The 12,146-nt window shown below is 46.1% G+C and carries 8 protein-coding genes; 2 read left to right on the top strand and 6 right to left on the bottom strand.

Going from position 1 to position 12,146, the window contains the following annotated elements:
- Window positions 1-12: 12 nt before the first annotated feature.
- Window positions 13-633 (bottom strand): histidine phosphatase family protein, encoded by a 621-nt coding sequence (locus NA59_RS05285; RefSeq protein WP_052501477.1) that lies wholly within the window; start codon window positions 631-633, stop codon window positions 13-15.
- Between the two features lie 317 nt (window positions 634-950).
- Between NA59_RS05285 and NA59_RS05280 the strand changes: the two genes are divergently transcribed.
- Both NA59_RS05280 and rlmD read left to right on the top strand, forming a co-directional pair.
- Complete coding sequence (locus tag NA59_RS05280; protein WP_044409096.1) at window positions 951-1,766, top strand: hypothetical protein; 816 nt, start codon at window positions 951-953, stop codon at window positions 1,764-1,766.
- A 39-nt stretch (window positions 1,767-1,805) separates the two neighbouring features.
- A complete protein-coding gene (rlmD, locus tag NA59_RS05275; protein WP_052501476.1) occupies window positions 1,806-3,089 on the top strand; it encodes a 23S rRNA (uracil(1939)-C(5))-methyltransferase RlmD in 1,284 nt (427 codons plus the stop codon).
- Between the two features lie 25 nt (window positions 3,090-3,114).
- Here the strand turns inward: rlmD and NA59_RS14265 are convergent, their stop codons facing one another.
- The 5 genes from NA59_RS14265 to NA59_RS05250 all read right to left on the bottom strand — a co-directional run bounded on the left by NA59_RS14265 (window position 3,115) and on the right by NA59_RS05250 (window position 12,138).
- Window positions 3,115-5,694: a methyl-accepting chemotaxis protein gene (locus NA59_RS14265; RefSeq protein ID WP_052501475.1), complete on the bottom strand. Its 2,580-nt coding sequence runs from the start codon at window positions 5,692-5,694 to the stop codon at window positions 3,115-3,117.
- Between the two features lie 320 nt (window positions 5,695-6,014).
- The gene (locus tag NA59_RS05265) at window positions 6,015-9,191 is read right to left on the bottom strand and encodes an efflux RND transporter permease subunit (RefSeq protein WP_044409092.1); all 3,177 of its coding nucleotides are present in this window, start codon (window positions 9,189-9,191) and stop codon (window positions 6,015-6,017) included.
- Window positions 9,188-10,246 carry an efflux RND transporter periplasmic adaptor subunit gene (locus NA59_RS05260; RefSeq protein ID WP_044409090.1) on the bottom strand — a complete coding sequence of 353 codons (1,059 nt, stop codon included), beginning with the start codon at window positions 10,244-10,246 and terminating at the stop codon, window positions 9,188-9,190. Before NA59_RS05260 ends, NA59_RS05265 begins: the two co-directional genes overlap by 4 nt.
- Window positions 10,247-10,507: 261 nt before the next feature.
- A complete protein-coding gene (locus tag NA59_RS05255; RefSeq protein ID WP_232504034.1) occupies window positions 10,508-10,885 on the bottom strand; it encodes a 4a-hydroxytetrahydrobiopterin dehydratase in 378 nt (125 codons plus the stop codon).
- Window positions 10,885-12,138 carry a M48 family metallopeptidase gene (locus tag NA59_RS05250; protein ID WP_044409087.1) on the bottom strand — a complete coding sequence of 418 codons (1,254 nt, stop codon included), beginning with the start codon at window positions 12,136-12,138 and terminating at the stop codon, window positions 10,885-10,887. Before NA59_RS05250 ends, NA59_RS05255 begins: the two co-directional genes overlap by 1 nt.
- Window positions 12,139-12,146 lie beyond the last annotated feature (8 nt).

Below are 12,146 nucleotides of genomic sequence, written 5' to 3'. Positions count from 1 at the left end.
ATATATCCTCACCTACTTTAGTAACACAGACCAGTCTTGCGGTGTAATGGTGGCTAAGTATGCAAAGCCCTCAGCCCCCAGCGGACGAAAAAATACGATACTTCCCTCCGGGGGGAAGTAACTCATCATCTCAACCAGATTAGGGCCGTGTGCAACCAATACCCGATTTGTTCCCTTGGCAACAGGCTTAGACAGGAGCGCCCTAGTACGCTCAATAATAGGCTGTTTTTCACGCGTTGTCAGCGCCGCCGTGTATTGTAGATTTTCTTCAATAATGACAGGCGAACCAAATACAATTTCAGCAGTCTGTTTAGCACGACAAAGTGGACTAGAGTGCACGGGGGTATAGGGGATATAAAGCTGTTTAAAATAACTTGCAATCAGGTGCAATTCATCAAGCCCTTGCTTTGATAAGGGGCGCTGTGTGGTGCAGTCATTTAAATCAATCGGCACCTGATCCGGCTGCGCCGTATCGGTTTTGCCATGACGCATATAGATCACATAACCGCCTTGGCGAACCTGTTCAATCAATGCACGATCAGCCGTCACAACCGCTTTGAACTCATCATCCGCCCACACCGGACGAAATAAACAAATGCCGATGAATAGCACCCATGTTAATCGATATTTCATTACTTTCACTCGCTACACCATAAAATCTTACTGCGATTATAATTCAGACGGTGACTTAAAAACACTATTTACCACAGATTAAACAAGAATATAGCCTTGACTAACCTTGCACCATCCCTCGTTTGAATACCTGACGCCATGTTTTGCTCAGCAAAGCCGTTTGTTTTAACCTTGAAGACTCGGCATTACTCCAAACCTTAGAAGCAACCAACACACCAGACGATTAAACAAACAAAAGCTTATGCTTTGCCCCCTAAGTTTCTAAAAAATTGTTAAAATAGGAAATATTTTTTGATTTAAATAAGTAGGGGAATAGATTGCGTTCTGAATTGTCGTTTCGTTTACATGAAACCCAGCGTTTTCTTAAGGCGATTGTATTCAGTGTTGAGGGGCGACGGTTTCTTGTTTCACACTTGATAAGCACCCTGCTTCTGACATTGATTTTGGTCGCGAGTTTTATTGCTGTGATTTTAACCTTACATGAAGGGTTTCATATTCGCCGGCGTACCGTTGTTTTAAGCTTTAGTATTTTGTTTTTCAGCTTATCGATTGTGCCCATGCTCACCATGCCGTTTTTTTCGTTTAAAGACATTACCAACAAAATCAGTCACTTTCTATTTAAAAACAATTTTTTTACCAATTTAAGTTCACACGTTTTTTACCATCAGTCACGCAACGGTCAAATCACACTTCATTTAGCCAAAGCCCATTCTGTATTAGCGGAAAAGTACCGACTAATTAAAAAACAAAAGATTAAAAAAGACAGCATGGATAAACACCGTATCAGCCGTGACCTCGCCTTGTCGATTGCTAAATCCATTCGCGATGCCGTTAGACTATCAAAAGAGTATGTTCAAGCAGGCCGTCTTAAAACCGATCAAGTGATTGTCGGCGCTACCTATGGCTATCTGTTTGGTACAGCCAAAAGCAAACTCAAACTCAATCGTATTGAGCCGGGCTGGTTTAAACGCTACATTGGTAACATTTTTTACCGATTTGGTGCTTTGCATGCGGTATTTATGTATTTTGTAATTAATGACAAACTGCCACCCTCATTCGATACCGTTTACTTTAACGCGCGTGTAGGTGATGTCATTGGTTTGCCCTCGCCTGACTCTACTCAAGGCAGCTAAACCACTTATCCCCCTTCCCTCTAACATAATTGAACCCAAATGAAACTACCGCAAAAACGTGCTTTAAATAAAAAATCGAAACCCTCTACGCCCTTGCAAGGGCGCTTTGAAAACATCGAGATAACAGGGCTAACCCATCAGGGTTTGGGTGTCGCTAAAATCAATCATAAATCGGTATTCGTTGAGCAAGCACTGCCAACGGAAGTGGTTGATCTCAAAATCACCCAAGACTTTAGCAAGCACGCACTGGCTAAACCTATGCGTTGGAAGCGCCATGCGGCGGATCGAACCGCACCTTTTTGCGATGTATATCAAACCTGTGGCGGCTGTGATTTGCAGCATCTTGACTTTGAATCGCAAGGCAATTGGAAACTTCAAAACCTGTTAGATCAGTTAGAAAAGGTTGTTGATTGCCGTAAACTGGTTGTCGAGCCTTTATACCGTGACCAGCCGACAGCTTATCGCCGTCGTGCGCGCATGTTCTTGACTAAAGACCCGCAAACCAAGCAACCCAGACTGGGATTTAAACAAGCCAAATCTGATTCTGTGGTAGACATTGAACAATGTCCCATTCTTAGCCCTGCGCTCAATGAAACGCTGCGTAAAGCGCGTTTTGATCTATTACCACTGGCGAGTCGCCAACGGCGTGAAGTCCAGCTGGCAGAAGCGGAGAATGGTGTTTGGCTAACCTCTGAATTAGTGTCTGAACAACCAGATGACGAACAGCCTTTCTACACAATCCAAGGTACAAAAAACACCAAAGACACAAAAAACACCAAAGACATCAAGCTTTGTTTTGACCCAGCGGGATTCATTCAAGTTAATGCCCAAGTCAACCAAGCGCTAGTCAATCATGCGCTTGATTGGCTGCAATTGAACCATGATGATAAGGTGTTGGATTTATTTTGTGGGGTAGGTAACTTTAGTTTGCCGTTGGCAAAATCGGCGGGGCAAGTGATTGGTGTTGAGGGCAATGCGCGTGCGATTGAACTCGCTAAACATAATGCCAAACTTAATCAATTGAATAATACTAGCTTTATTCAGGATGACTTATTTAAGCCGATTGACAACCAGGCCTGGTTGGGAAATGACTATTCTGTGATGCTTTTAGACCCGGGTAGATTAGGGGCAAAAACGATTTGTGAGGATTTAGGCTGCCTAAAACCGAAGAAAATACTGTATGTGTCTTGTCATAGCGACACGCTGATTAGAGATTTGAAAGCGCTTGAGCAACAACATTATCGCATCAAGCGCTTACAACTCTTTGAGATGTTCCCGCAAACCCATCATTATGAAACGATGGTGTTGCTGGAACATCGGTAGAATAATAAACAACCAATGAAGCTAGTTAAAAGTCCGCCCATTCATCATTGTTTGAACCGCCTTTGACCGCCTTAGACTCCGCTGGCTTTGCTTTTATCGGGTGTGACTTTACCGGTTGTTGCTTTAGCACTGTACGACTCGCAGCTAACTGCCGTGGCGCAGATGATGAATGATTGGTTTTAAAGAAACTCATATTTCGACTAAGCTCATTCGCCTGTTCACTCATTGACTCTGACGCCGCAGAGGTCTGCTCAACCAGCGCCGCGTTTTGTTGCGTTACACCATCAATATCACTAATTGCAGCATGCACTTGTGAAACACCCTCTGCTTGTTCAGCTGAAGCTTGAGCGATCTGATTAATCATCGCACTCACTTCTTCAACGGAGTGGGTAATCGAGATCAAACGCTCACCTGACTCACTGGCCAATTTGGTACCTTCATCAATCCGTGTCACGCTTTCATTGATTAACTTTTTAATATCTTTAGCGGCTTCAGCCGATTTTTGTGCTAACGCACGCACTTCACCGGCCACCACGGCAAATCCACGCCCATGGTCACCCGCACGCGCCGCTTCCACGGCGGCGTTAAGCGCTAACAAATTGGTTTGAAATGCGATACCGTCAATTAAGCTAACGATGTCTGCTATTTTGTGACTGGATTGCTGAATCGCGCCCATCGCGACAATCGTTTGTTGCATTACCTTCTCACCTTGCTGGGCTTCGAGTTGCACGCCGGTAGCAAGCTTGGCCGCACTCTGTGCGTTCCCAGTATTGTTTTGCACTGCTGAATTCATCTGATCCATCGTGGCCGAGGTCTGCTCCAATGCCGCCGCTTGCTGCTGCACTCGTTCACTTAAATCCAGCGAACCTTGTGAGACTTCTTTAGCCGCATTGTTCACAATATCCGCCGCCTGCACCGCTTGCGATACAATTTGCGCTAACTTGGATAAAGAGCTATTGACGGCATCTTTTAATCGCTGCAAATCACCTTCATAATCACCACGAATAACCTGAGTTAAATCCCCCCCGCTCTGAGCAACCACAATATGAGTAATTTCCCTAATCGCTTCATCAAGCTGCGTCATCGATTCATTAATGCTGTCTTTTAGGACGTTCATTTCACCGCTAGCGGCAATCTCAACACGATGGTTAAACTGACCCTGCGACATGGCGCTCATGACATCATTAATCTGTGCAATAATGCCATTCATTTCATCCATAGTGGCTTGGGCATTGTTCATCATTTTTAAATACTCACCCTCAGCCTGACACTCCAGCTTGAGTTTAAACTCGCCTTGCTTCATCGCCTGCATTGTTCGCCCAAACTGGGTCATCACCTTAGCGATATTATCAGCACTATTGTTAACCCCTTGCTGAAGTCGTTGAAGATCACCGACATACTGCCCTTCAATGCGCTGATTAAAATCGCCGGCCGCAATCGCCGCCACGGTTTTATTCGCACCTGATAAAGCCTGGCTCACATTTTCTAACAACTGGTTGATCGCATGTGATGTTTTGCCCACCTCATCTTTTGAGTTTTCTGGCACACGCAAACTAAAGTCACCGGTCCGAATAATGTTGTCACTAATTGTTTGAACCTGCTGCAAAGGTTTTATCACCATTCGACCTATCGCCATGACCAAAGCAAAAGTAAGCAGAAAAATCGCACCAAGCACACCGATAAGGGACAACCAAGCATTATGAGTAGCTGTTTGAATCGGTGCTAATAACCGCTGTTCGTCCATAAAAAATAAATGACGCCCAAACACCTTACCTTCTTCATCATAAGCAGGTAAATCCACCATAACCTTGCCATCTAGCAAGTGTACCGCAACCTGATCGCCTTCTTGCTCAACATAGTGGCGGGAGGTCAAGTCAACAAGATCCTCGTTAAACCAGCGATTATTCGCTAAAATATAATTTTTACCAATCGACCTATTATTATTAATAATATTCATGCCTGGAAAGTTTTCGTTTAAATAACGTGTATCACCCAACATTACCCAGTCGACATCTAAATGGTGTTTAAAATCATGCACTACGGAAGCTAAGCCTTGCAACAAAGAAATCATACCCAAGAACTCACCATCATCGATGACTGGAGAAATAGCCACCACACCGATACCTCGCGCCCCCACTCCCAGCGACGCAAAAGCTTGTTTTTCAGCCATAGCGCGTTGAACTAATGGACTATTGGCCGCGCTCTGTCCATAATTTTCCAAATCCCAAGAGCGAACCAACATACGCCCATCAGCCGTTAATAAAATTGTAGCGATATTATTAAAGTTCGATTTTGAACGAAACCCTTCTCTCACGCCACCAAAAAGACCTAAAACCTCTTCACGATCTTCAACCACTAGGGCTTCCATTACATCACGCTGCAAGGTCATTGCCGTCGACCCCATGATGCCACTTTGAATTTTTAGCTCCATGGCTGCGTTAACGTGTACCTGCATTTCATCGATCAAGGCCTGTTCAATATTTGACTTAACAGGCTTGACAGCACTCACATACATCATTAGCCCCACTAAAAAAGCGACCGCCATGCCAACACTAGCAGCAATCACGATAACTTTAGTATTTAACGACTGGGTATTTTTAAACATTTCTTTAACTCCCGAAAAATGCTGCTTTACAATAACGCGATCGAATTAAATAACAAGGAAAACTTGGAATTAACTTTATTATAACCATTTATCCACTTAATGCCTTATCATTATGCCTTGAGTTTGGCATAAATTAAACAATTGGCACCCTGTGAACAACAATCGTAGCGAATCCGTATAACAAAATGACTACAAACCCAGCGCACAACACCTTTAATTAAAGTACCCAAAACCTGAAAGCGATATGTATGAAAAGTCAAAAATGAAGTGACACGCCAATTATTTATGCGTCGTTACCGGCTTGATTAAAGACTCAACCGCTAAAGCTTGTGCAAATCGCCTAGCTCGGCTTCAAGTTTGCGCTTGTTATAACCCGCAGGCTGACTATATCGTCCTAGCCATTGATAAACGACGGGAATAACAAACAGGGTGAAGAAGGTAGCGATAGAAACCCCCCAAATCAATACAATACCAATCACATAACGTGTTTCGGCACCCGCGCCTGAGGACATCACCAACGGAATGGCGCCGACAACCGTGGTAATCGCGGTCATGAGAATTGGGCGCAAACGTAAACATGATGCTTCAATCAGCGCCTCGCGGAAGGCTTGGCCTTTGTCACGCAATTGGTTAGCGAACTCCACAATCAGTATGCCATTTTTGGTCGCCAACCCCACTAGCATCACCAGACCAATCTGGGTATAAAGATTGAGAGTTAGGCCATGCAGCCATAAGCCCAACAATCCACCGGCGACCGCCAGCGGCACGGTGAACATAATAATAAACGGACTCACAAAGCTTTCAAACTGCGCAGCCAACACCAAGAACACCACCACTAAACCCAACATCAGTACAAAGTAAATCGCATTACCGGAGGTTTGGAAATCGCGTGACTGACCTTTGTAGTCAATCATTGCATCGTTAGGAAGGTGTTCACGCGCCAAGCGTTCAAGATGCGCAAGACCTTCACCGAGGGTATAACCCTCGGTGAGATTTGCCTCAATCGTTATCGCGCGCATGCGGTTGTAGCGGTTGAGGGTGGCCGAATCGGCAAACTCTTCAATCGTCACCAAACTGGACAGCGGCACTAACGCCCCGGTGGTGGCGGAGCGCACATAAATGCTATTCATGCTTTGTGGTGTGCGATAAATTTCTCGACTGGCTTCAAGAATAATATCGTATTCTTCGCCCTGCTCAACAAAGGTGGTGATGGTGCGCGATCCAAGCAGGGTCTGCAGGGTGCGACCAATTTCTAGGGTGGTGACACCTAAATCTGCGGCCTGATCATAGTCAATATTCACGCGCAATTGCGGTTTGGTTTCTCGGTAATCCGAGTCAATACCCTCAAACCCAGGATTATTCTGCTGTAATTGTTCGAGCAAAATATCGCGCCATTGCGCTAACTCTTGATAAGTGCCGCCGCCAATCACAAACTGCACGGGTTTTTGCACCCGTCCACCTATGCCTTGGCGCATCACCGGGTTGGCGCGTATGCCAGGCAGGTCCGCTAAACGCTGGCGGACATCTTGCATGATTTCACTCGCTGGGCGACGCTCTGCCCAATCGTTCAAAATCAAAATCGCAATCCCGGTATTGAAAATATCCGTGTTGCCAAACGAGCGCGGTGAGCGCACCAATAAACGATTAACTTCCCCCGCCTCGACCAGCGGCATTAAACGCGCTTCCACCTCTTCAAGATAGGTTTTCATATACTCATGTGTTGCGCCTTCAGGCCCGCTGACCATCACAAAAAATGCCCCCCTGTCTTCTCGCGGGGCATATTCTTCTGGAAGGAGTTGAATCAATTGATAAGCGCCATAGAGTGTAGCGGCAAACAACAACCCAATGATAAAGGGAAAGCGTAAGGCAAGATGAAGCGCTGGACGATAGGCTCGTATCCAAATATTGGGTTTATCTGGCCGCGTTTCGTGTGATGTTTCTTCTATCGTTTCTTGTGCTGTATTTTGTGTTTTATCTTGTATTGCGCCCTGCTCATTCAAAACAGCCGGCTGGTTTTTTTTTGCCTTTAACAGCTTGGAGGCTAAGGCGGGCGATAAGGTTAGCGCGACCAAGCTAGAAAAAATCACGGCGACCGCTAGGGTAATCGCAAATTCACTGAATAGCCGCCCTAGCGTTCCCTCCAAAAAGGCAATCGGTACAAATACCGCCACTAACACCAAGGTGGTGGCGACAACAGCAAAACCAACTTGACGCGTGCCCAAAAAGGCGGCCGCCAAGGGGGAGTAGCCTTTTTCAATATGACGCTGAACATTTTCAAGCACCACTATCGCATCATCCACCACCAAGCCTATCGCTAAGACTAACGCCAACAGCGTTAAAATATTGACCGAAAACCCTAGCATCCACAACACCCAAAAGGTGGCAATCAACGACACAGGTACCGTGACCAACGGAATCAGCGCCACTCTCACCGAACGTAAAAAGGCAAAAATGACCAGCATCACCAACACAATCGCAATACCGAGTGTTTTATAAACTTCACCAATCGCGCTTTCAATAAATACCGAGCTGTCGTAACTTGGCTTAATCGCCATGCCTTCAGGCAAGATGGCATTGATGCGCTCTACCTCGTCTTTGACCACTCTGGCGACACTGAGCGTATTCGCGGTAGATTGTTTAATCACCCCCAAGCCAACCATTGGCAAGCCATTGCCACGGAAAAAAGTGCGGTTCTCAATCGAGCCTTTTTCAATCCGCGCGATGTCCGCCAAACGAACCAAGTTATCACCATCGCCGCGCTTAATCACTAAACGCTCAAAGTCCTCAGGCGTGAGCAGCTGACGATCGACCCGCACGCTAAACGACATTTCTCGCAGGGTTAAGGTGCCCGCTGGTAATTCGACATTCGAGGTTTGCAGGGCATTTTCAATATCCGATACCGCAATGCTGCGTGCCGCCATCGCATCGGCATCCAACCATAAACGCATAGCATATTCCTGCCCGCCACCAATCCGCACACGCGCCACACCATCCAGCACTGAAAAACGATCAATGAGATAGCGTTTAGCATAATCGGTTAGCTGCGGCACGGTCATGCTGTCTGCCGTCAGGTTAAACCAGATAATGACATCTTCATCGCCGTCCACTTTTTGCACTTCGGGCATATCGGCACCATCAGGCAATTGACGCGATACCCGCGCCACACGATCACGCACATCATTCGCCGCCGCATCAATGTCACGATTCACATCAAATTCAATCGTAATCCGCGAACGCCCATCCATGGATACCGACTGGATAAACTTAATGCCTTCAACACCGGCTATCCGATCCTCAATGATTTTGGTAATCCGCGATTCAATCACCGCCGCCGATGCCCCCGAATAGCCAGTGGTAATCGACACTACGGGCGGGTCAATATTGGGGTATTCGCGCAGCGCTAAACGATCAAAGGCCACTAAACCAAAGGCCACTAGAATCAGCGACAGTACCGCCGCTAAAACCGGGCGCTTAACCGAAGTGTCGGATAAAATCATAACTTATCGTCCTGGTCAGCCATATCGGATTTGCGCTCTAATTTATCTAACGCCCTGACCACCTGACCGGGGCGCACACGTAATGCGCCTTCACTGACTACCTTATCTCCGAGCTTTAAACCCGAGACAACCTCAACTAGGCCTGGTTGGCGTAACCCCAGTTTTACAGGCTTTCTTTGGAGCTTATACAGCCCGTTTTCATCGGGGCTTAATAGGTACACAAACTGTTTATCGGCAATCGGCACAATCGCCGTTTCTGGAATAAATAAAACAGAACGCGGCTGTTGCTGCAAGATGACCTTCATCAGCATGCCGGGCATTAACAAGCCCTCCGTATTGTCAATATTGGCACGAACTTGGACACTGCGCGTCACCGGATCGACTTGCGGCAGAATGGTTTCAATTTGACCGCTGAATCGCTGATTGGAATAAGCATCGGTTTCCGTGCTGACGGTTAACCCCAGCGCTAATTCAGTTAAAAACCGACTCGGCACCGTAAAATCCAGCTTCATTTGTGATAAATCTTTCAACTCTGTCACCACCGTGCCCGGGGTTAACAAGGCCCCTTCACTGACCTGACGCAAGCCCACTTGACCCGCAAAGGGCGCCACCAGCGTCAACTTTTCAAGCCTCGCTTGCATCACCGCTTCACGCGCACGGGCTAAATCCCAGTCACGCTTACGTTCATCCAAAATCGATTGCGAAACATCGCCGCGCTGAAACAAAGGCAGAAAACGGTCATACTGGCGCTTGGCATTTTCAGTGGCAATTTTTAACTCTTCAAGGCTAGCGCGCTCTTCCTGACTAACTAAGCGCAACAATGTCTGACCCTTGTTAACTTGCTGACCATCCTGAAAGTGAATAGACTCGACACGCTCAGTCACACTCACGCTCAACGCCACCGATTCGCGCGCCGATAGCGTACCGAGCGCATTAATGGTTTCAACAATCGTTTCACCAAACACATTGGCGGTAATCACCTGAGGGGCATTGGGGCTGGCATTCGCCAACATAGAAATACTGGCTAGCAAGCCAATTTGAATAAGTTTTTTCATGAAGGAACCTTTAGTCTCTTTATTATAGAGTTATATGTTATTGCTATAGCATAAACCAGAGCGACTAAAGGGTTAAGAAATAATTGTGCAGACGCGTTTATATTTATTTCAAAGTTCAAATTAAAAAAACATCTGGGTTAATGACAAGATTTCAAGTAGGGTGGATAAGCAAAGCGCATCCACGCTGACTTTGCAAGCGTTTGGTGGATGCGCTTTGCTTATCCACCCTACCCTATTCATTTTTCACGACCAAAACACGTCCTAGTCCAACAATGCATTTATCTTTGCCGCCATAATCATGTCGTTTTGGCTAAGGCCTTTGATGTTGTGGGTTTTGAGGGTGATTTTGCATTGATTGTAGCCAAAGCATATTTCCGGGTGGTGATCTTCTTTGTGTGCAACCCAGCTCACCGCATTCACAAATGATACCGTTTGGTGGTAGTTTTTAAACGCAAAGGTTTTGTGGATACTGGCGTAATCGAGTGTCACATCCCAGCCGGATAGCATATTCAAATAGCTTTCAATCGTTGGAATCACCAGCCCTTTTGTCCCTTTGGCAATGTCTTCGCAACGCTGTTCTAATAGGTTGGGTAGGTCGTTCATGGGTTGATTCATTGACGGATTGATTATCTGACTCATTATTTATCTCCTTGCAGGCTTTTTAAATGGTCTATGCGAATTTTCGCGGGCGGATGGCTGTCATAGTAGGCCGAATAACTCGGATCTGGCGTTAGGGTGGCGGCATTGTCGCGATATAGTTTTAGCAATGCGCTGATTAGATGCTCAGCACCCACGTGCTGTGCCGCAAACGCATCGGCTTCAAATTCGTGTTTACGACTTTTGAGCGCCATCACCGGCCCTAAGAAAAAGAACATCACGGGTACGGCGGTCATAAACAACAATAAAGCGGCGGCAGGTGTAGCGGTTTCGATCCCTAGACCGCTATAAAATGATGGCAAGGTGACTAACCAGCCCAACAAAGCCAAACCAGCCAAACTCATCACCGCCCCTTCGATCAGGCGTTTTTTGATGTGCCCGTGTTTAAAGTGACCCAACTCATGGGCTAATACTGCTTCCACTTCGTCCACCGATAGTTTTTCTAGCAGGGTATCAAAGAACACGATACGCTTGTTTTTGCCCATGCCAGTAAAATAGGCATTGCCATGACCCGAACGCGAGGAACCATCCATCACAAAAATGCCATTGGATTCAAAACCTGTGCGTTCAAGCAACGCCTCAATCCGTTGTTTCATCTCGCCCTCTTCGAGCGGGCTGAACTTATTAAACAAGGGCGCAATCCATTTTGGATAAGCCCAAAGCAATAATAGATTAAAGCTCATCCATAAAATCCAGGCATAAAACCACCAGGCCTGGTCAATAAAACTGTTCATTATGGCAACAATCGCCCAAAGCAGTGGTAAGCCTATAACCAACATCAGCAGCCATTGTTTTAGTAAATCGCTGATAAACTTAGCAGGCGTGGTTTTGTTAAAACCAAATCGCTCCTCGATGCGGAAGGTGCTGAGAATACTGAATGGCAAGTGCAATATAGCCAGAAACATAAAGGTGGATAATAAAAACCCGACATCACGCCACAGAGGATTGATGTCCAACCCTAGCCAAATGTTATAAATATCTTGAAATCCACCGCCCAGTGTCATCACCAGTATCAGCGCGGCATCAAAAAACAAAATAAACCGAGCCAAATGCAGTTTTGCGCGTGAGTAGTCAGCGGCCTTTTGATGCGCTTCTAAATTGACCACTTCAGCAAACTCGTTGGGCACCTGCTCGCGGTTTTGAAGGATGTGGAATTGGTTTTTAATATTCAACCAAAGCTCTATCATTAAGCTAAGAATTAAGCTAAAGACAAATAACAGACTAATAATATTCATATAAACAT

It is taken from the genome of Thiomicrospira microaerophila (genome assembly GCF_000934765.1).
GTDB lineage: Bacteria > Pseudomonadota > Gammaproteobacteria > Thiomicrospirales > Thiomicrospiraceae > Thiomicrospira > Thiomicrospira microaerophila.
This window is presented reverse-complemented; position numbering and strand designations above follow the sequence as displayed.